Source organism: Rothia sp. 11273D007AR, assembly GCF_053547255.1.
On sequence record NZ_JBPPWJ010000002.1, the window covers coordinates 44,665 to 64,355 of the forward strand.

General features: G+C 63.2%; 16 protein-coding genes. 12 read left to right on the plus strand and 4 right to left on the minus strand.

Features of this window, described 5'->3' with window-relative positions; genetic code table 11:
* The first annotated feature begins 45 nt into the window (after window positions 1-45).
* The 3 genes from ACED88_RS01345 to ACED88_RS01355 all read left to right on the plus strand — a co-directional run bounded on the left by ACED88_RS01345 (window position 46) and on the right by ACED88_RS01355 (window position 3,719).
* A complete protein-coding gene (locus ACED88_RS01345; protein WP_449107431.1) occupies window positions 46-612 on the plus strand; it encodes a PTS sugar transporter subunit IIA in 567 nt (188 codons plus the stop codon).
* 197 nt (window positions 613-809) lie between these two features.
* The gene (locus ACED88_RS01350; protein WP_449107432.1) at window positions 810-2,795 is read left to right on the plus strand and encodes a sucrose-specific PTS transporter subunit IIBC; all 1,986 of its coding nucleotides are present in this window, start codon (window positions 810-812) and stop codon (window positions 2,793-2,795) included.
* Window positions 2,796-3,074: 279 nt separating this feature from the next.
* Window positions 3,075-3,719: an N-acetyltransferase family protein gene (locus ACED88_RS01355; protein ID WP_449107433.1), complete on the plus strand. Its 645-nt coding sequence runs from the start codon at window positions 3,075-3,077 to the stop codon at window positions 3,717-3,719.
* 90 nt (window positions 3,720-3,809) lie between these two features.
* On the opposite strand, the gene ACED88_RS01360 is transcribed toward ACED88_RS01355, so the two are convergent.
* From ACED88_RS01360 to moaA, 4 genes are all read right to left on the minus strand, one after another.
* The gene (locus ACED88_RS01360) at window positions 3,810-4,820 is read right to left on the minus strand and encodes a LacI family DNA-binding transcriptional regulator (protein WP_449107434.1); all 1,011 of its coding nucleotides are present in this window, start codon (window positions 4,818-4,820) and stop codon (window positions 3,810-3,812) included.
* Between the two features lie 140 nt (window positions 4,821-4,960).
* Window positions 4,961-6,814: an NTP transferase domain-containing protein gene (locus ACED88_RS01365; protein WP_449107435.1), complete on the minus strand. Its 1,854-nt coding sequence runs from the start codon at window positions 6,812-6,814 to the stop codon at window positions 4,961-4,963.
* A gap of 12 nt (window positions 6,815-6,826) precedes the next feature.
* Window positions 6,827-7,108 (minus strand): MoaD/ThiS family protein, encoded by a 282-nt coding sequence (locus ACED88_RS01370; protein ID WP_237194747.1) that lies wholly within the window; start codon window positions 7,106-7,108, stop codon window positions 6,827-6,829.
* 16 nt (window positions 7,109-7,124) lie between these two features.
* The gene (gene moaA, locus ACED88_RS01375; protein ID WP_449107436.1) at window positions 7,125-8,258 is read right to left on the minus strand and encodes a GTP 3',8-cyclase MoaA; all 1,134 of its coding nucleotides are present in this window, start codon (window positions 8,256-8,258) and stop codon (window positions 7,125-7,127) included.
* A gap of 144 nt (window positions 8,259-8,402) precedes the next feature.
* Between moaA and modA the strand changes: the two genes are divergently transcribed.
* From modA to narH, 9 genes are all read left to right on the plus strand, one after another.
* Window positions 8,403-9,170 (plus strand): molybdate ABC transporter substrate-binding protein, encoded by a 768-nt coding sequence (modA, locus tag ACED88_RS01380; RefSeq protein ID WP_449107437.1) that lies wholly within the window; start codon window positions 8,403-8,405, stop codon window positions 9,168-9,170.
* A 9-nt stretch (window positions 9,171-9,179) separates the two neighbouring features.
* Complete coding sequence (locus ACED88_RS01385; protein WP_449107438.1) at window positions 9,180-10,049, plus strand: ABC transporter permease; 870 nt, start codon at window positions 9,180-9,182, stop codon at window positions 10,047-10,049.
* Window positions 10,046-11,398, plus strand: coding sequence for a molybdopterin molybdotransferase MoeA (locus tag ACED88_RS01390; protein WP_449107439.1), 1,353 nt, complete (start codon window positions 10,046-10,048; stop codon window positions 11,396-11,398). Before ACED88_RS01385 ends, ACED88_RS01390 begins: the two co-directional genes overlap by 4 nt.
* An 81-nt stretch (window positions 11,399-11,479) precedes the next feature.
* On the plus strand, window positions 11,480-11,971 hold the full coding sequence (gene moaC / locus ACED88_RS01395) for a cyclic pyranopterin monophosphate synthase MoaC (protein ID WP_449107440.1): 492 nt from the start codon (window positions 11,480-11,482) through the stop codon (window positions 11,969-11,971).
* Window positions 11,968-12,471 carry a MogA/MoaB family molybdenum cofactor biosynthesis protein gene (locus ACED88_RS01400; RefSeq protein WP_237204761.1) on the plus strand — a complete coding sequence of 168 codons (504 nt, stop codon included), beginning with the start codon at window positions 11,968-11,970 and terminating at the stop codon, window positions 12,469-12,471. Before moaC ends, ACED88_RS01400 begins: the two co-directional genes overlap by 4 nt.
* Complete coding sequence (locus ACED88_RS01405; protein WP_449107441.1) at window positions 12,461-12,982, plus strand: molybdenum cofactor biosynthesis protein MoaE; 522 nt, start codon at window positions 12,461-12,463, stop codon at window positions 12,980-12,982. The genes ACED88_RS01400 and ACED88_RS01405 overlap by 11 nt, the downstream gene beginning before the upstream one ends.
* Window positions 12,983-12,994: 12 nt before the next feature.
* The gene (locus ACED88_RS01410; RefSeq protein WP_449107442.1) at window positions 12,995-14,215 is read left to right on the plus strand and encodes a ThiF family adenylyltransferase; all 1,221 of its coding nucleotides are present in this window, start codon (window positions 12,995-12,997) and stop codon (window positions 14,213-14,215) included.
* A 119-nt stretch (window positions 14,216-14,334) separates the two neighbouring features.
* A complete protein-coding gene (locus tag ACED88_RS01415) occupies window positions 14,335-18,057 on the plus strand; it encodes a nitrate reductase subunit alpha (RefSeq protein ID WP_449107443.1) in 3,723 nt (1,240 codons plus the stop codon).
* On the plus strand, window positions 18,057-19,691 hold the full coding sequence (gene narH, locus ACED88_RS01420; protein WP_449107444.1) for a nitrate reductase subunit beta: 1,635 nt from the start codon (window positions 18,057-18,059) through the stop codon (window positions 19,689-19,691). The genes ACED88_RS01415 and narH overlap by 1 nt, the downstream gene beginning before the upstream one ends.

Here is a 19,691-nt window from a genome sequence, read left to right on the forward strand (position 1 = left end):
GCACACAGCGGCCCCACCACTCCCAACCACTATGAGGTGACAATCATGGCAGGCTTCTTCAAAAAGCTCTTCGGCGGCAGCGACGACACCGCAGCGCAGACTCCCGCTCCCGCAACTACTCCCGCGGCAGCACCGTCCGCCGCTGGCGCGTCCGCTCTGACCGCCCACATGAACGGTACCGTTGTTGAGCTTGCCGGCGTGAGCGACCAGATGTTCGCCTCAGGCGCCCTGGGCCCCGGCGCCGCCATTGAGCCGACCGCAGGTGTGGTTGTGGCTCCCGCAGACGGCGAAGTAACTGTCGCTTTCCCCACCGGGCACGCCTTCGGCATCCGTACCGCAGACGGCTTGGAAATCCTGATCCACGTAGGCTTCGATACCGTGGAACTGGACGGCAAGTTCTTCGAACCCAAGGTCAAGAAGGGCGATACCGTCACTCGCGGCCAGGTGCTGGTGGAGCTCGACCTGGAGCAGGTCAAGGCTGCAGGCTACCCCGTGACCACCCCGCTTGTTATCACCAACGCCAAGAGCTCCGTTGCCGACCTGACAGTTGCCAACGCAGGAAGCGACGTAGCAGCCGGTGCTGACTTCATCACCGTAGCTCGCAAGGGCTAAAACAAAGCTTGAGATAGGGTCGGTGGCCACCTAACACAGGTGGCCACCGACCTTCTGCAAGGGGCTGTTTTGGCCCCTTTTTTGGTGCTAGTATGTCAAACGATTGGCATGTTTGTTTTTACACACAACATACACACTCGCGCCGAGGCTGAACCACAGATGTAGGGGGAGCCTGGCCCATACACCAAGGAGAAGACATGGACCACAAATCCGTGGCTGAGCGAGTCCTCACCGCCGTCGGCGGCACGGACAACATCGCAGCAGGCGCCCACTGCGCCACCCGCCTGCGACTGGTGCTCAAAGACATGAACGTCATCAACCAGGCCGCCCTAGACAACGACGAGGACCTCAAGGGTACCTTCAACAACTCCGGCCAGTTCCAGATCATCGTGGGCCCCGGCGACGTTGACGAGGTCTACAAGCACATGGCCGCCGCCGGCATGAAGCAGGTCTCCAAGGACGAACTCAAGAACGTCGCAGCGGACCAGGGCAACCTCTTCACCCGCTTCATCAAGGTCGTCTCAGAAATCTTCCTGCCAATCATCCCCGTGCTGGTCGGTTCCGGTCTGCTCATGGCACTCAACAACGTGCTGACCGCAACCGGTATCTTCGACCCTGAAAAGTCACTCATTGAGCTCTACCCCGCCTGGACCGGCTTCGCTGAAATCGTCAACCTGCTCTCAGCAGCGGCCTTCGCCTTCCTGCCCGTGCTCGTCGGCTTCACCGCCACCAAGGTATTCGGCGGTAACCCCTACCTGGGTATGACCATGGGCGCTGCCATGGTCTTCCCCTCCCTGGTCAACGGCTACAACGTAGCTGCCGCCCTGCAGGACGGTACCATGGCCTACTGGGACGTCTTCGGCATCCAGGTGCAGCAGGCTGGCTATCAGGGTACCGTCCTTCCCGTTATCCTGGTTTCTTTCATCCTGGCCAACATTGAGAAGTTCTTCCACAAGATTCTCAAGGGTGTCATTGATTTCATGTTCACCCCCACCCTGACCCTCTTGATCACCGGCTTTGCCACCTTCATGCTGGTCGGCCCGCCCATGTTCAAGCTCGGTACCCTACTCGGTGAAGGTATCAACTGGGTATATGACACCGCTGGCCCCGTGGGTGGCTTCCTCTTCGGTCTGGTCTACTCACCGATCGTCATTACCGGCCTGCACCAGTCCTTCCCGCCCATCGAACTTCAGCTCATTGCTGCCGGTGGCTCTTTCATCTTCGCTACTGCATCGATGGCGAACATTGCCCAGGGCGGTGCAGCTCTCGGTGTTTACCTGACCACCAAGGACAAGAAGATGAAGGGTCTGGCAGGTGCTACCGCTCCTTCCGCCTTCCTCGGTATTACCGAACCCGCTATCTTCGGTGTGAACCTGCGCCTGCGCTGGCCCTTCTACATCGCAATGGGTGCCTCAGCTATCGCATCTGCAATGATCGCTATTTTCGGTGTCAAGGCATCGGGCCTGGGTGCTGCTGGCTTCCTGGGCATTCCCTCTATCGACAACCAGCAGGGCATGGGCTGGACCGGCTTCATCATTGCCGCTCTCACCTCAGCTACTCTCTCCACCGGTGCCTCCTTCATCTACGGTAAGCGCGCCTTCGCCGGCCAGGTTGCCGAAGAAGAAGTTGAAGCCGCCGCCCCCGCCGCTACCGCTGCGTCTGTAGCTGCCCCCGCCGCGTCCGCCCCCGCAGCAGCCACCGAAGGCTACGAACTGACCGCCCACCTCAACGGCACCGCCGTGGAACTCTCAGCGGTATCAGACCCCACCTTCGCCTCCGGCGCCCTGGGCCCCGGCGCAGCCGTAGAACCCACCGAAGGCAAGCTCTACGCACCCGCCGACGGCAAGGTCACCGTAGCCTTCCCCACCGGCCACGCCATCGGCATGCGCACCGACAAGGGCGTAGAAGTCCTCATGCACATCGGCTTCGACACCGTCGAGCTGGACGGCAAGCACTTCACTCCCAAGGTCGAAAAGGGCCAGGAAGTCAAGCGCGGTGACGTGCTCGTGGAGTTCGACATGGCCGCCATCAAGGCCGCAGGCTACCCCCTGACCACCCCGCTGGTCATCACCAACGCCAAGAAGACCGTTGACTCAACCGCTCTTGCCGTTGCAACAGGCTCAACCGTGGCCGCAGGCCGCGACGAGCTGGTCAGCGTAGCCGCTAAGACCGCAACCGTCTAAAACCTTCCCAAGAAAGAAAACCCACCCCGTGCCCGTCCTGATAGTAAGGACGCGCGCGGGGCGGGTTGCTTTGCGCTATACCAGTACGGGGGTGCCCCTACATCTTGGCTCGTGACCCTCTTGCTCCTCGCCCGGGGGCTCGTCGCAATTCACGCCAGCCCCGAGCCAACGAGCTGCGATGCAGGGTCACCCCCTCCGTAGAAGGTGCAAGGAAAACTCTCTCTAGAGCTTTCTTGACCGGGTAATCTTGAAAGGTAACACCGTACCCAGGAGGATTCCATGCCCGAGCAAACCTACGACTTTACCGTGCGTGAAGCGACCGAAGCTGACTACCCCGGCGTGATTGAGGCGCTGACCAATGCCTTTGAGCACGACCCGGTCATGAACAAGGCTATGGGCGGGGACGGCCACACCGAAACCGTCCGCGGGCTTTTTGAGTTCCAGCTGCGCACCACCTACGCCCCGAAGGGCACTATCGATATCGCCGTCACCGCCGACGGCAAGGTGCTGGGCGCTGCCCTGTGGCTCTCGCCCGAGGCCCAGAAGGGTAACCTGCTGGCCGACATTAAGGCCCTGCCCGACTACTACCGGGTACTGGGGAAGGGGCTGGCTCGTGCCACCGTCACCGAGCTGCGCCTGCTGGCGGCCCGCCCAAAATTCGACCACTGGTACCTCTACACCATCGGTGTGCACGAGGACGCCCGCGGGCACGGCATCGGCTCCCACCTGCTGGATTACCGCCGCGAGCGTCTGGGCGAGGTGCCCGCCTACCTGGAGGCTTCTACCTACCGGTCAGCTTCTCTCTATGCCCGTCACGGGTTTGTTGAGCTTTTCCGGTTTAAGGGCGGCAAGCCCGCCCTGGGTATGCTGCACCCGGCGCCGGTGACCCAGGTATCGCTTCATGACCACCACCGGAATAAGTAATATTCTTTTTCCTCTGGTTCAGGGGCGTTCACGAGTGAGCTCTGTGTCAAAGAATAGAAATCGCGGAGAGGTCGGGCAGGGGACGTTAGCTTATGCCACCGCGCTCTCTACCCAGAGCAGGGAGCGGGTGCTTGACCCCTCATGAAGGCTCACCGGTAGCACATCGCTGCCGGTGAGCTCTTTTTCTTCGCCGTTCATGGCGTGCATGAGCTGGGCGACGGCCCGCTGGGCCATTGCGTCGATGGGCTGCACCACGGTGGTTAGCTCGGGCAGGAGGGCCCGGCTGGTTTCGGTGCCGTCAAAGCCGATGACCTGTAGGTCCTGGGGCACCTGCCGGCCGCTAGCGCGGGCATAGCCCAGCACCATGGCGGCATAGACATCGTTTGAGGCGAAGACAGCATCAACCTGCGGGTGCTCGTCGAGGTAGGTGAAGATGCGCTCGCGTTTGGTGGCCTGCGGGGTGGTGAAGCCCAGTTCGAGAATATGCGGGGTGTAACCGGCTTCGGTGACCGCTAGCTGGTAGCCGCGCTGGCGGGCGTTGTCGAGGGAGATGGTTGAGGTGATGTGCAGAATATTCGTGGCCCCGCCGTCAAGAAGCAGGTGGGTGGCCCGGTAGGCCCCGTCGAAGTTGTCGCAGCTGATGTTGGGGCCGCGGCCGGTGTGCTGGCGGTCGATGGTAATCAGGGGCGCACCCAGATGGGGAAAGTTGGCAACAACCTGGGAGTGGGCGCCGGTGATGACGCCGTCGACCTGGTTGGCTATGAGCATATCGAGGTAGCGCTGCTCTGATTCGGGGTGGTCGTTGCTGTTGCAGAGAATCGTCTTGTAGCCGATATCGGCCAGGTGGGATTCGATGCGGTAGGCCATTTCCCCGTAGAAGGGGTTGGCGACGGAGGGGAAGACTAGGCCGATGAGCTGGCTTTTTTGCCCCTGCAGGGAGCGGGCGATGGCGTTGGGCCGGTAGCCGAGCTGCTGCATGGCGTCGAAGACTTTGACGCGGGTTGTTTCGGAGAGGTAGCCCCGGTTGTTGAGCACGCGGGAGACTGTGGTGGGGGAGACGCCTGCGAGCGCAGCGACATCGCCGAGTTTTGGTTTAGGCACGCGGGGCTCCGGTCTGTTGGGGGAGGGCTCAGGTTGTTCTCAATTATAAGTCCTGTCTAACAGGGGTGGGAACTGTTGAGCTCTGTGACGGAATGTTTGCCTAATTCTGAGACCATCAGGGGGAGGGGAGGGATGTAAAGCTAGCTGGGAAGCAGGAGGTAGCGTACGGTGCTGCCTGCTGCTGCCCCCTGGGGCGGTATGAGGGCTAGGGCGTCGGCGGTGGCGAAGGAGGTAAGCATGTGGGATTGGGTTTTGGGCAGGGGAATCAGCGCTTTTCCCTCGGCTGTTGGGGTAAGGCGTGCGGGGATGAGCCTTAGATCCTCTTTGCGGTAGCCGGGTACCGGGTGGGTGAGGACGCCTTCGGCCAGATCGGCCAGGGGAGCACCAGTGGCGCCGATGAGCCAGGGAGTTAGGTAGGAGTAGAGGGCGGTGTAGGCGGCTAGGGGGTTGCCGGGTAGGCCCAGGACGAGTGGGGTCTCCGGGTTGCTTATGGCTGGTAGGCGGGCGGCCAGGGCCGGGTGGCCAGGGCGGATAGCGACGGATTCGAAGAGGTAGCTGGCGTCTAGGTCGGCTAGGGCGCGGCGTACCCAGTCTGCGGTGGAAGTAGAGGAGCCGCCTGTGATAAGTAGCAGGTCGGCGCCGGTGGTGGTGAGCCAGCTGGTGAGCTGAGCTTTGCTGTCGGGCAGACGGCGGACGCTGCTAACACTGGCTCCCATGTGTTCGATGATGTGGGGGAAGGCCATGGAGTAGGCGTCGCGCACCTGGCCTGGGCCGGGTAGCCCGGAGGTAATAATTTCGTTGCCGGTGTAGGCGATGGCGACGGCGGGGCGGGCGGTGACGGTGAGGGTGTCAAGGCCGAGAGTAGCGAGCGCGCCGAGGTGGCGGGCGGTAATGGGTGTTCCTGCGGGAAGTACCGTGCTGTCGGCTGAAAGTTCTTCACCTGCCCGTCGTATATCGGCACCGAGTGCCGGATAGCCTTGACCAAAAACTTTGGGGTCGGGTCTGAGCGTGTTGCCGTCTACTAGGGCGTGTTCCTGGCGGAGCACGGCGTCGGTGCCCGGGGGGATGAGCCCGCCGGTCAGAACGGGGGTAGCCTGGCCGGGGGTTAGGGGCAGAACTCGTTGGTGGATATTCTCGCCCTCTGCTGCTGGCGGGTGGGTGAGCAGCTGCCAGGGTGGGGCACCGGCGGTGGCGTAGCCGTCCATAGCTGAGGAATCATAGTGGGGCACCGGCAGCAGGGCGCGGGCGTCCTGGCTCAGGGTTCTGCCGATAGCCTCCTGGGCGAGGGGCACCTTTTCATCGGTTCGAGCAAGGGTCGCCCCTGCCCGGTGCAGGAGCTGCCTGGCCTGCTGCCAGCTGGTGTGGTGCACGGTGCTGTCCTTAGGGGGTAGGGGAACCTGGGTGTAGCCAGCAGCACGGGCGGCTTCCCAGGTGTCGACGTCGGCGGTGAGTTCGGCGGGCAGTTCTAGATCGGCGGGTGCAAGGGGGCTGAGAAAACGGCGGACGGAGGCGTTGGCGGTATCCCCTGCAAAGGCAGGAGCCAGAGCCGCGGCCCGGTAGATGCCCAGCAGGGGCTGAGTGATACCCTCCGCTACAGCCCAGTAGCCGGTCACCTGCTCCGGTGCGGACGCCGCCGTCTGCAAAAGTAGGGGCACAGCGGCCCGGGCTCGGGGCAGGTCGCAGGAAAGGACCAGTACCCAGTGGTGGGAGAGTGCCGACAAGTCATGCTGGGCTGCTGCCAGGGCCGCAAGCCCGGCAGAAATACCGGCTGCTGGCCCGCTAAAAGCTGGTTCTTCTCGGGTCTGTAGGACGCCCGCGGGCAGGGTGAGCTCTGCCGGGCCGACGACCACGCGGTGCTCCGCACCCGTGCAAGCGGCGATAACTCCGTCGAGCAGGGTGTGCTCACCGTTGGAGAGCAGGGCCTTGGGTACCCCGCCGAGGCGGGAGGAGCGTCCGCCCGCCAGGATCAGGGCCGAGTAGCTGGGGGTGTTCACCGGGTTGTCCTCCTAGCCACCGGCAAAGGGCGGAAGAACATCCAGGCGTTCAGCCTGTTTCAGGAGCATCGGGTCATCGAGTTGCTCGTCGGTGGCGGCAACCCCGTCGACGAGGAAGGTGCAGCGCGGCAGAATATCGGCCAGGGTCTGGCCCGAGGGAGTGCTGCCGGTGAATTCTTCTGCCAGGTAGGTACGAACCTGGGCAAGAGTAGGGGCAGGTAGCTGGGCTGGGTCGAGGGTGAGGCTGGGGCGGCCCGCTGCCGCCCGGGCTGCGGCGAAAAAGTTAATCTGCATGGAAAGTCCTTGAATCTTAGCCGCCGATGGCGCTCATTGATCGAGTAGGTTGGGTGAAATCGGGGGTATCGAAGCCGACGGTGTCCTTGCCGTGGGCCTTGGGCTTGGCCCACATGGCTCCGCGCCAAATCTGGGCCAGTTCAGCATCGCTGGCCCCGCCGCGCAGGGCACCCATAAGGTCGGTTTCGGTCAGGGAGAAGAGGCAGGAGCGCACCTTGCCGTCGGCGGTGATGCGGGTGCGAGTGCAGGCCGAGCAGAAGGGCTCGGTGACCGAGGCGATAATGCCTACCTGGCCCAGGGGCTCTGCTGTGCCGGCGTGACCCAGTGGGTAGACGTCCCAGAGGGCTGCGGGGGAGGCCCCGCGCGGACGCCCGTGGGGCAGCAGGTCGTAGTGGTCAGCCAGGCGCTGACGAATCTGCTCGGCGGTGATGGTGCCTTCGCGGGTCCAGTTGTGGTCGGCGTCCAGAGGCATCTGTTCGATGAAGCGGAGCTGGTAGCCGCCCTCTAAAGCCCAGGTGAGGAGTTCATGGCCCTGGGTGTCGTTGACCCCGGCCATGAGGACCGCGTTGATTTTGAGGGGGGTGAGCCCGGCGGCAGCTGCGGCTTCAATACCTGTGAGTACCGAGGCTAGCTTATCCCTGCGGGTGAGCTGAGCGAACGTTTCGGGGCAGATGGTGTCGAGGGAGACATTGACCCGGTTGAGCCCGGCCTGAACCAGGGCATCTACCTTTTTATCGAGTCCGATGCCGTTGGTTGTCAGGGCGATGGGCAGGTGGGGGTGTTCGGCGCGGACGGCAGCAATAATATCGGTGAGGTCAGCTCGTACTAGGGGCTCGCCACCGGTAAAGCGTACCTCTTCGATTCCTAGATCTCGTACACCTACCCTTACCAGGCGGGTGACCTCATCGAGGGTTAGAAGCTGTGTGCCGGGCAGCCAGTTGAGGCCTTCAGCAGGCATACAGTAGACACAGCGCAGGTTGCACTTGTCCATCAGGGAAATGCGCAGGTCAGTGGCGGTTCGTCCCCAGCGGTCGGCAAGAGGCCCGGTGGTGGGCGCGCCCGGGTGTGCAGCTGCACTGGCACCGCCGGTCACAACTGGGATAGACGAACCCAGGGGCACCGGGGGATTGGGGGCTGAAGACTGGGGCATACCCGCACTTTCACAAATCTTAATCGGCATTTCAGATGTAATATTTAGCCTAGCTAAACCGGGTGAAGAACACCACCTGGCTCTACACTAATCTATAGACAAAGACCCTCTGCTAGCCACTGTTACCCCGTCATTGGAGACCCCATGCGCCGCCTGAGCACCCTTCTCGTCCCCCTTCTGCTGGGTCTTACCGCCTGCGGGGGAGCAGCAACCTCCCCACAGGGGCAGGACGCTGAGGTACAGCTCTTTGCGGCGGCCTCCTTAGGAGCTGTGGGCGATGAGCTCATAGCAGCCTATCGTCAAGAAACCCCGCAGGTCTCTATCACTGCCACCTACGCAGGGTCATCCCAGCTGGTTACGCAGATGGTCGAAGGCGCTACCCCCGACCTGCTCATTACAGCCGATAGCACCACCATGAACCAGGCTATCGACACGGTTGAAGGACTGGCCGGCGTCACCCCCGAAACCATCGCCACCAACGCCCTGGTGCTGGCCACCGCCCCCGGCAACCCCTCTGCGATCGATAGCGTGGATGATCTGGCGGCAAGCGACGTCATGACCGCAATCTGTGCCCAGGAAGTACCCTGCGGACGCCTGGCCCACCAGGAGCTCACCCGCCAGGGAATCACCCCGGCGACCTCCACCGAAGAAGCTAACGTCTCGGCAGTTTCCACCAAGGTGGCCACCGGCCAGGTGGATGCCGGCTTCATCTACTCCACCGACGCCACCGCTATCTCAGCCACCGACGATATCACCGTCATCACCCTGCCCCAGGTCGAACGCAACGCCTACCCCCTAGCCCTCACCAGCAGCGGTCAAGGCAAGGAAAGCGCCCAAAACTTTGCGAACTGGCTGGCCACCTCTGAGGCTGCCGCCCAGATTCTGGCCGACTACGGCTTCGAACCTGCCTAAACTAGAACCATGAGCACACCCGGCCCCGCACCCACCCCGCCGCCACGAGGGCGGGCCAGCTCCTTCACATCCGTCCCCGTGCATGCCGTGCTGCCCACCCTGATCACCCTGGCAGTTATTGCGGGTCCCCTGCTTTCCCTCCTGGTCCGTACGCCCTGGGGGAGTCTGCCCCAGCTACTGGCAGAACCAGCTGCCCTGGCTGCCGTCCGGCTCTCGGTGCTCACCGCTCTAGCTGCCACCGCTGTATCAGCCCTACTGGGCACCCCTACAGCCCTGGTGCTAGCCACGGTTCTCGAACGGTCTCGCGCTCGCCGCCTGACCTGGCCCCTCTACGGACTGATTTATACCCCCATCATTTTCTCCCCGGTGGTCTCGGGTCTAGCCCTGCTCTTCTTCTGGGGTAGACGCGGGCTGCTCGGTTCCTGGCTCGATACCGCCGGTATCTCGGTGGCCTACACCCCGCTGGCTGTGGTGCTGGCCCAGACTTTTGTTGCCCTGCCCTTCTTCGTGGCCACCCTGGTCACCACCCTGCGGGCCCTGCCGCCAGAGTATGCCGAAATCGCCCGGCTTGAGGGGGCCAGCCCCGCGGAGGTCACCACCCGGGTGCTGCTCCCGCTGGCTACCCCAGGCCTGCTGACGGCGGCCGTCCTGACCTTCGCCCGTGCCCTGGGTGAATACGGGGCAACCGTTACCTTCGCCGGAAATATCGAGGGCGTCACCCGAACCATCCCCCTGGCCATTGAGCTGGCTCTGAGCTCCAACCGCATGGAGGCAGCCCTGGGCGCAGCCCTCATGCTTATTGCCCTCTACCTCAGCCTGCTTGCCGCCGGAGCCCTGGCCCTCTGGCTGGGGCGACTGAAAGGAGACCGCCCCTCATGATGCTGCCGACAGAAACCTCTACAGAAACCCTTGCCCATCTGCTTCCCACCGGCTCCCGCCTTCAGCCGCGGGCCTACGCTTCCTGTGTGCGCGACCTGGTAGCTGCCACCGTCGCCCGCACCCCCTATAGCCTGCCCCTGGGGGAGGTCGCCGGGTACCAGCTCGCTGAATCCCTCTACGCGCTTGCCCCCCAGCCCTCTTTCGCTAACTCCCAGATGGACGGTTACGCCCTCACCAGCACTGCCGCCCGGGCAGGCCAGCGGGTTTTTCGGGTAGGGCGGGACGTTCCTGCCGGAGCCACCGGGGAGGGGCTGCCGGTGAGCGATACTCTGGTTTACCCGGTCATGACGGGAGCTCCGCTGCCGGATGGCTACACCACCGTTGTTCCCGTCGAGCGCACCAGCCCTGTGGCCGGAGAGACGGACGCCGCAGGCTTCGTAGCCGAGGGCGGGCAGGTGGAGATACCCCCGGCTACCCCCGGTACTTTCGTACGGGCTGTGGGAGAGGACGTTGCCGCAGGCCAGCTCCTGGCAGAAAGCGGCAGTTGCCTGACCCCGGCCTTCATCGGCGCCCTGGCCGCCCAGGGAATCGCGAGCGTGCCGGTCTACCGCCCCCTTCGGGTGCTGGTGGTGACAGGTGGCGACGAGGTCGCTGGGGCGGGCCGGGCGCCTGCTACCGGGCAGATTTTTGACGCCAACGGCCCGGTGTTGGCGGCCCTGCTTCATCAGGACGGCTGTACCACCGACCACCTGCCCATCGGGGACTCGGTAGAAGATTTCTGCACGGCCCTGCAGAAGGCTCTGGCCCATCAGGTGCCCGACCTTATCGTGACCAGCGGTGGTATCAGCCACGGTAAATACGAGGTGGTGCGTCTGGGGTTGGCGGCTCTGGCTACTGCTCCTGCCGGTGGGGGGCGGGTGAGGGCTAGCTGGTTTGGCCATGTTGCCCAGCAGCCCGGCGGCCCCCAGGGGCTGGCCCTACTCGAGGCCCCCGACGGCAGGGTGCTACCGGTACTCTGCCTGCCGGGCAACCCGGTGAGCACCCTCATTAGCTACCACCTGCTCCTGCGCCCTGCCCTGGCCCACCTGGCAGCAGAAGATCAGCCGGACGCCTACGGCCAGCTGGTGCTCGATGCCCCCATCGCGGCACCGGCTGGAAAAACCCAGTACCGCCGCGCCCACCTGACTCGGCAGGCTCGGGCGGACGGGAGCGTCCTTGCCCTGCTGACTCCGGACGCCGCAACCGGCTCCCATCTGCTCCTGCAGGCAGCCCGCGCCGATGCCCTGGTGGAACTGGAACCGGGGCGCACCTACCGCGGCGGTGAACCGGTGCGGTATATTGCCCTGTGAGGTGCAGATAGACACCCCTGCCAGCAAATCACGTATAGTAAATACTGATTAATTTTGTGTTGAGAGGCTAAGCCAAGAACCATGACCGCCCCCACCCCCAACGGAAACCTCACCCACGTGCGTGCCGACGGCAGTGCCCACATGGTTGACGTCACCGAAAAGAACGAAACCACCCGCACCGCTATAGCCGAAGGCTACGTCATCACCCGGGCGGACGTCATCGACAAAATCTTCGACGCCGACCTGCCCAAGGGGGACGCTCTGCCCGTCGCCCGCGTCGCCGGCATCATGGCAGCCAAGAAAACCCCCGACATCATCCCGCTCTGCCACCCCCTACCCCTGGGCAAAATTACCATCGACTTCGAACGCCACCCCGACCGCGTCCGCATCGAAGTCCTGGTCAAAACCCGCGGCGTCACCGGCGTAGAAATGGAAGCCCTCAGCGCGGTCTCCGGCGCAGCCCTCACCGTCTATGACATGATCAAGGCCGTCGATAAGCAGGCCACCATCACCGGCCTGCGGGTTCTGGAAAAAACCGGCGGAAAATCCGGCGACTGGAAGGTGGAGCAGTGAGCAGCAGCTACACCCTGCCCGAGAACCGCACCGGCCTAGTGATCGTGGCCTCTACCCGGGCCGCCCGCGGAATCTACGAAGACAAGTCTGGCCCTCTGGCCGTAGCCTGGCTGCGCGACCAGGGCTTCGACACCCCTGACGCGGTCGTCGTAGCGGACGCCGACGTCCCCGCCTACATCGACCGGCTAGTCGCTGCCGGTAACCTGCCCACCTTCATCCTGACCAGCGGTGGAACCGGCCTCAACTCAGACGACACAACCGTCGAAGCCGTGCGCCCCCACCTCACCAAAGAAGTCCCCGGCATCATGCATGCCTTCTGGAATCAGGGCCTCAAAAACACCCCCGCCGCCGTCCTCTCCCGCGGAATCGCAGGCGTCATCGGCACCAGCTTCATCATGACCCTGCCCGGCTCCACCGGCGGAGTCAAAGACGGTTGTGCCGTGCTCGAACCCCTCGTTACCCACATCTGCCGCCAGCTAGAGGACTACCATGACCACTAACCACCCAGACCCTCATGCCACAGGCCCCTCGGTGGCTAACCCCTACGCGGGGCGTCCGCTCGAACCGGTGGACTCCACGGTCGTTCACGCCTCCATTACCGAAGACCCCCTCGAACCGCTCCTGGCAGGAGCTAAAGAAGCGACCATGACCCGCGCCATGGGCGCCCTGGTCGTCTTTGACGGTATCGTGCGCGACCACGACCACGGGGATCCTGTAGCGGCCCTGGCCTATACCGCCCACCCGCAGGCAACCGACTATCTGGAGCGCGTCCTGCACTCGGTGGCAGAAGAAATCCCCGGCGTGCGCCTCTGGGCAGCCCACCGCATCGGCCCCATCTCCATCGGAGAATCAGCCCTCACCGTACTCGCCGCCGCCGCCCACCGCGGCACAGCCTTCACTGCCTGCTCCCTGACAGCTGACCGCATCAAAGCAGAAGTACCCATCTGGAAAGAACAAGAACTCACCGACGGCAGCGTGCAGTGGGTAGGAATCGATACGCCTACCGGCTAGAAAGGGCCCACCATGACCTCTGAACTAACCTCGCTGGCCTACCAGCTCTACGGGCGGCAGATGATTCTGCCGGAGATGGGGCAGGCTGGTCAGGAAAAGCTGAACGCGGCAACGGTTGCGGTGATCGGGGCAGGCGGCCTGGGCTCCCCGGCTCTGCTCTACCTGGCCGGGGCGGGTGTCGGTCGTATTCTCATCATCGACGATGATGCGGTAGAAACCTCTAACCTGCACCGTCAGGTCATCCACTCCTATGCCCGGGTAGGGGCCTCCAAGGCTGACTCAGCCGCCCAAACCCTGCGCGAACTCAACCCCCTGATTAGGGTCGAAGCTGTCAAAGAGCGTCTGACCGACGCTAATGCGGCAGAGCTGCTAGCCGGGGTGGACGTACTGGTCGATGGTTCCGATAATTTCCCCACCCGCTACACCGCTTCTCGCGCTGCTGCCGCCCTGGGCATTCCCCATGTGTGGGGTGCCATTCTCGGGTTTGACGCCCAGATGAGCGTCTTCTGGGCGGGTCATGGGCCGGTCTACGAGGACCTTTACCCGCTCGAACCAGCCCCCGGTTCGGTACCCAACTGCGCTACCGCAGGGGTGATCGGTGCCCTGGCTGGGGTCGTTGGAACCGCGATGGCCCTGGAAGTTATTAAGCTGCTGACCGGTATAGGACAGCCGCTGATGGGCGAGGTGGGCTACTATACCGGTCTGACCGGCCGCTGGGAGTACATCCCCCTGCTTGCCTCTACCTCCCGCGCCGCTTCTGGTTCGGGTGCCGACTCGAGTGCCCGCACGGCGGGTTCCGGTGCGGACGCCGGTGGGCAGGTAGCGGGGAAGGGGCAGGCCCCTGCGCCCCTGCGTCCGCCTGCTGCCGACTGGGAACCCGCTACTGCCGAACCTGACCAGTACGGTATGGAAGTTACCTGGGCTGATATTGCCAGCTCACCCTACTTTGAGGGGGTTCCCCTCATTGATGTGCGAGAGCCCCACGAGCATGCAGCGCTAGCTGTTCCGGGTAGCTTCAACCTGCCCCTGTCGCTGATTGAAGCCGCTTCCACCGATCCGGCTCTAGGGTCGGCTATTGACACGATCCTGCCCAGTCACCAGGGGCGCTATGCCCTCTACTGTGCGGCGGGGGTGCGCTCGCTCAAGGCGCTGAAGCTGCTCACCGATGCTGGTTTCAGTGATCTCTACAGCGTGGAAGGTGGCATTGACTCCTGGCTGACAAGCCAGGGGTAGGGCTTCTGAGCGGGTGCTTTAAAGCCTTGCCACCGCTGAATATGTGCATGCCTGATGCTTAATTAGCGAAGATTTTTATTCGGTATTTATTGTGCGAATTATTGGGTAAACTGGTGCCCATGACACAGCAGGCATCACACACACCTGGGCCCGACGGGCCGCTCACTGACAAGCTCATCAAATTTGGCAAATTCTTCACCAAGTGGGACGAAACCGACGACGGCCGCGCAGCCTTCCTCAAGGGCGGCCGCGCAGGCGACGTTTTCTACCGCAACCGCTGGAGCCATGACAAAGTCGTCCGCTCCACCCACGGCGTCAACTGCACCGGCTCATGCTCCTGGCAAGTCTTCGTCAAAGACGGCGTAATCACCTGGGAAGCCCAGGCCACCGACTATCCCACCGTCGGCCCCGACCGTCCCGAGTACGAACCGCGCGGCTGCCCCCGCGGTGCAGCTTTCTCCTGGTACACCTACTCACCGACCCGCGTGAAGTACCCCTACATCCGCGGCGTGCTGCTTGAAATGTACCGCGAAGCCCGCGCCCGCCTGGGCGACCCCGTCGAAGCCTGGGCCTCGATTGTCTCTGACCCCGAAAAGCGATCCCGCTACCTGAGCGCCCGCGGTAAGGGCGGCCTGGTGCGCGGCTCCTGGGCCGAAGCTCTCGAAATGGTGGTCGCCGCGCAGATTCACACCATTAAGACCTACGGGCCCGACCGCAACATCGGCTTCTCACCTATTCCGGCTAAGTCCATGGTCTCCCACGCCTCAGGCGCTCGCTACATTGAGCTCATCGGCGGCGTGATGACCTCCTTCTACGACTGGTACGCCGACCTGCCTGTTGCCTCACCCCAGGTCTTCGGTGACCAGACGGACGTGCGCGAGTCAGGTGACTGGTGGGACGCCACCTACCTGATGATGTGGGGCTCCAACATCCCGGTCACCCGCACCCCCGACGCTCACTGGATGGCAGAGGTGCGCTACCGCGGTACCAAGGTCGTCTCGGTTTCCCCCGACTACGCCGATAACACCAAGTTCGCCGACGAGTGGCTACCCGCCCAGGCCGGCACCGACGCTGCCCTGGCCATGGCTATGGGTCACGTAATTCTCAAGGAGAACTTCGTTGACCGCCGCGTTGAGTTCTTCGAGAACTACGTGAGCACCTACACTGACTTCCCCTTCCTGGTCACCCTTGAGACCCGCGAAGACGGGGTGACGGTTCCGGCTAAGTTCCTCACCGCCGCCAACCTTGCCGAGCACGCCCAGGTGCCCGATGCGTCCTTCAAGACCGCCCTGCTCAACCGCGAAACCGGCGAGGTCGTGGTGCCCAACGGCTCCCTGGGGTACCGCTACAACGCTGAGGACGAGGGCAAATGGAACCTGGACCTACAGGGCGTCAAGCCTGCCCTGTCCATCCTGGATTTGCCCACCGGCGCCGAGCGTGCCGTCGAAATCCAGATGCCCGCCTTTGACGAGCCCTCGGGCCGCGGCAAGATCATTACCCGCGGCGTACCCACCATCACGGTTGAGGGTAAGACCGTCACTACCGTCTTCGACCTCATGCTGGCCCAGTACGGTATCGGTCGCCCCGGCCTGCCCGGTACCTGGGCTGCCGGTTTTGAGGACGCCGAAACCCAGTACACCCCGGCCTGGCAGGAAGCCATTACCTCCGTACCCGCCGATGCTGTGATTCGCACCGCCCGCGAATTCGCCCAGAACTCCATCGATTCGGGTGGCCGCACCATGATTATCATGGGTGCCGGTATCTGCCAGTGGTACCACGGTGACACCACCTACCGCGCGATTCTAGCCCTGCTCATGATGTGCGGCGCTGAAGGCCGCAACGGCGGCGGCTGGGCCCACTACGTCGGCCAGGAAAAGGCTCGCCCCATCACCGGCTGGTCCCACATGGCCAACGCCCTGGACTGGATTCGCCCGCCGCGTACCCAGGCAGGCACCGCCTTCTGGTACATGCACACCGACCAGTTCCGCTCCGACGGCCGTACCACCGACTCCCTGCAGTCACCCCTAGCCAAGGGGGATTTGCGCGGGGTTCACACCGCGGACGTCCTAGCCCGCTCCGTGCGCATGGGCTGGATGCCCTTCTACCCCCAGTTCCCCGAAAACTCCCTGGACCTTGCGGACGCCGGTGCCGCAGCGGTTGCCGCAGGCACCGCAGAGTCCCCGGCAGACTACGTTGCCCAGCGCCTTAACTCTGGCGACCTGGACTTCTCGGTGGAGGACGTCGATAACCCGGTCAACTGGCCCCGCACCCTGGTGCTGTGGCGCAACAACCTGCTGGGATCGTCCGCCAAGGGCGAGGAATACTTCCTCAAGCACCTGCTCGGCACCCATAACTCGGTCATGGGTAAGGACGCCGAGGACTTCAAGCCTGCCGAGGTTAAATGGGCCCAGAGCGCGCCCGAGGGCAAGCTGGACCTGCTGGTGACTACCGACTACCGCATGACCTCATCCACCCTGCTGTCGGACATCGTCTTCCCCGCCGCTACCTGGTACGAGAAGCACGATATCTCTTCCACCGATATGCACCCCTACATCCACGCCTTCTCCCCGGCCATTACCCCGCCCTGGGAGACCAAGACCGACCACCAGGTCTTCAAGGAACTGGCCTATCTGTTCTCCAAGTGGGCAGCCAAGCACCTGGGCAAGCGCAGCGACCTGGTATCCGTGCCCCTGCAGCACGATACCCCCGGCCAGCTGGCCCAGCCCGGCGGCCATGCACCTGACTGGAAGAACCAGGGAATTGCCGGTATCCCGGGCAAGAATATGCCCATCTTCACCGTGGTGGAGCGCGACTACCCGGCTATCTACGACATGTACACCTCGGTCGGCCCCCTGCTCTCCAAGCTGGGCACCACCACCAAGTTCGTGACCGTGGACGTCAACGAGCAGCTGGCCCAGCTAGCTGAGGAACACGGGGTGATGGGTAGCGGTAAGGGCGCTGGCCTGCCGGCTCTCGACACCGATATCAAACTGGCCGACACCATCCTGGCTCTTTCGGGTACCTCCAACGGCCCCGTGGCCCTCAAGGGCTTCAAGGCCTTGGAAAAGCGGGTGGGCAAAAAGATGCACCACCTTGCTGAGGGCAACGAAGAAAAGCGCATTAAGTTCCGCGATACCCAGGACCGGCCCTGCCCCGTCTTTACCTCACCGGAATGGTCAGGCTCAGAGACCGGTGGACGCCGCTACGCCCCCTTCACCCTCAACATCGAACAGCTCAAGCCCTTCCACACCCTCACCGGTCGTATGCACTTCTTCCTAGACCACGACTGGATGAGCGAGATGGGCGAGCAGCTGCCGGTCTACCGCCCGCCGCTCGATATGCACAACCTCTTCGGTGAACCTGAAATTGGTGAGACCGGTGACCTGTCGGTGGCTGTACGTTACGTGACGGTGCACAACAAGTGGGCTATCCACTCCTCCTACCACGACAACCTCTACATGCAGACCCTCTCCCGCGGTGGCACCCATGCCTGGATGAGCCCGGCGGACGCCGCCAAAATCGGGGTCAAGGACCACGACTGGATTGAGTGTGAGAACGCCAACGGCGTCTTCGTGGGTCGCGCGGTGGTCTCCCACCGTATGCCCGAAGGTGTGGTCTACGTGCACCACGCCCAGGAGCGCCTGGTCAACATTCCCAAGTCAGAGGTCTCGGGCAAGCGAGGCGGCATTCACAACTCCGTCACCCGTATCATGGTCAAACCCACCCACCTGATCGGTGGCTACGCCCACCAGGCCTACGCCTTCAACTACCTGGGACCCACCGGTAACCAGCGAGATATCGTTTCAAGAATTCGCCGCCGCAAGCAGGAGGTAACCTACTAATGCGCGTCATGGCACAAGTTTCAATGATCATGGCCCTCGACAAGTGCCTGGGCTGCCACACCTGCTCCGTCACCTGTAAGCAGGCCTGGACCAACCGAGCCGGTACCGAATACGTCTGGTTCAACAACGTCGAGACCCGCCCCGGCCAGGGCTACCCCCGCCGCTACGAAGACCAGGAAAAGTGGAAGGGCGGCTGGGTGCTGAACAAGCGCGGACGCCTGGAGCTCAAGAGCGGTAACCGCTTCAAGAAACTCTTTACCCTCTTCGCCTCCCCGGTTCAGCCCGAACTCTCGGACTACTACGAACCCTGGACCTACGACTACGAGAACCTCACCAACGCGCCCCTAGGCGATGACTTTCCCACCGCGCGTCCTAAATCTCTGATTACCGGTGAGGACACCTCCATCGAATGGGGTCCCAACTGGGACGACAACCTGGGCGGTGCCCACGAGTCCGGCCACCTGGACCCTCTGGTTGAAAAGGTGCGTCAGCAGTCAGAAGAGAAGATAAAGTTCGAATTCGAACGCACCTTCATGTTCTACCTGCCCCGCATCTGCGAGCACTGCCTCAACCCCTCCTGCATGGCGTCCTGCCCCTCCGGCGCTATCTACAAGCGCGAAGAGGACGGCATCGTGCTGGTCGACCAGAACCAGTGCCGCGGCTGGCGCCAGTGCATCACCGGCTGCCCCTACAAGAAGATCTACTTCAACCACAAGAGCGGCAAAGCCGAAAAATGTACCTTCTGCTACCCCCGCATCGAATACGGTATTCCCACCGTCTGCGCCGAAACCTGCGTGGGTCGCATGCGTTACATTGGCATCTTCCTCTACGACGCCGACCGCGTCACCGAAGCTGCCTCTGTACCCGATGAAAAGCAGCTCTACCAGGCCCAGCTCGACATCATGCTCGATCCCTTTGACCCCGAGGTGATTCGCGAGGCAACCAAGCAGGGTATTCCTGACTCCTGGATTACCGCAGCCCAGAAGTCCCCGGTCTACAAGCTGGCCAAGGAATGGAAGATCGCTCTTCCCCTGCACCCCGAATACCGCACCATGCCCATGGTCTGGTACGTTCCGCCGCTCTCACCCATCATCGACCTACTCAAGGAACAAGGCCACGACGCAGAGTCCCAGGCCAACCTCTTCGGAGCCATCGACTCCCTGCGCATCCCCGTCGAATACCTGGCAGAACTCTTCACCGCCGGTGACACCACCATCGTGGTCAACGTCCTCAAAAAGCTGGCCGCCATGCGCGCCTACATGCGAGACATCACCCTTGGCGGCGTCGGCAACGAAGACATCGCCCGCGAAGTCGGCATGACCGGTGCAGAAATGTACGAGATGTACCGCCTCATGGCGATCTCTAAGTACGAAGAACGCTACGTTATCCCGCCCGCCCACCTCGAAGACGCCCACAACCTCGAAGAAATCGGCTGCTCCCTCGACACCGACGGCGGCCCCGGCATGCTCTACGACGGAGCCTTCACCGACCCCGGTGACCGCCCCGTCCCCGTCTCAGCAGGATCCTACGCCAACGCCGCCCGTGCCGACGGCAAGGTCGATATCTTCATGTGGGACGGCAAAACCCGCCCCGACTCCCTCTTCCCCGATACTTCCGGAAGCAAGAAGGTCTAG

What these genes read in the sequence shown, in the direction of transcription:
- ACED88_RS01345 (WP_449107431.1), top strand. Translation starts at nt 46, where the DNA reads ATGGCAGGCTTCTTCAAAAAGCTCTTCGGCGGCAGCGACGACACCGCA.
- ACED88_RS01350 (WP_449107432.1), top strand. Translation starts at nt 810, where the DNA reads ATGGACCACAAATCCGTGGCTGAGCGAGTCCTCACCGCCGTCGGCGGC.
- ACED88_RS01355 (WP_449107433.1), top strand. Translation starts at nt 3,075, where the DNA reads ATGCCCGAGCAAACCTACGACTTTACCGTGCGTGAAGCGACCGAAGCT.
- ACED88_RS01370 (WP_237194747.1), bottom strand. Translation starts at nt 7,108, where the DNA reads ATGCAGATTAACTTTTTCGCCGCAGCCCGGGCGGCAGCGGGCCGCCCC.
- moaA (WP_449107436.1), bottom strand. Translation starts at nt 8,258, where the DNA reads ATGCCCCAGTCTTCAGCCCCCAATCCCCCGGTGCCCCTGGGTTCGTCT.
- modA (WP_449107437.1), top strand. Translation starts at nt 8,403, where the DNA reads ATGCGCCGCCTGAGCACCCTTCTCGTCCCCCTTCTGCTGGGTCTTACC.
- ACED88_RS01385 (WP_449107438.1), top strand. Translation starts at nt 9,180, where the DNA reads ATGAGCACACCCGGCCCCGCACCCACCCCGCCGCCACGAGGGCGGGCC.
- ACED88_RS01390 (WP_449107439.1), top strand. Translation starts at nt 10,046, where the DNA reads ATGATGCTGCCGACAGAAACCTCTACAGAAACCCTTGCCCATCTGCTT.
- moaC (WP_449107440.1), top strand. Translation starts at nt 11,480, where the DNA reads ATGACCGCCCCCACCCCCAACGGAAACCTCACCCACGTGCGTGCCGAC.
- ACED88_RS01405 (WP_449107441.1), top strand. Translation starts at nt 12,461, where the DNA reads ATGACCACTAACCACCCAGACCCTCATGCCACAGGCCCCTCGGTGGCT.
- ACED88_RS01410 (WP_449107442.1), top strand. Translation starts at nt 12,995, where the DNA reads ATGACCTCTGAACTAACCTCGCTGGCCTACCAGCTCTACGGGCGGCAG.
- ACED88_RS01415 (WP_449107443.1), top strand. Translation starts at nt 14,335, where the DNA reads ATGACACAGCAGGCATCACACACACCTGGGCCCGACGGGCCGCTCACT.
- narH (WP_449107444.1), top strand. Translation starts at nt 18,057, where the DNA reads ATGCGCGTCATGGCACAAGTTTCAATGATCATGGCCCTCGACAAGTGC.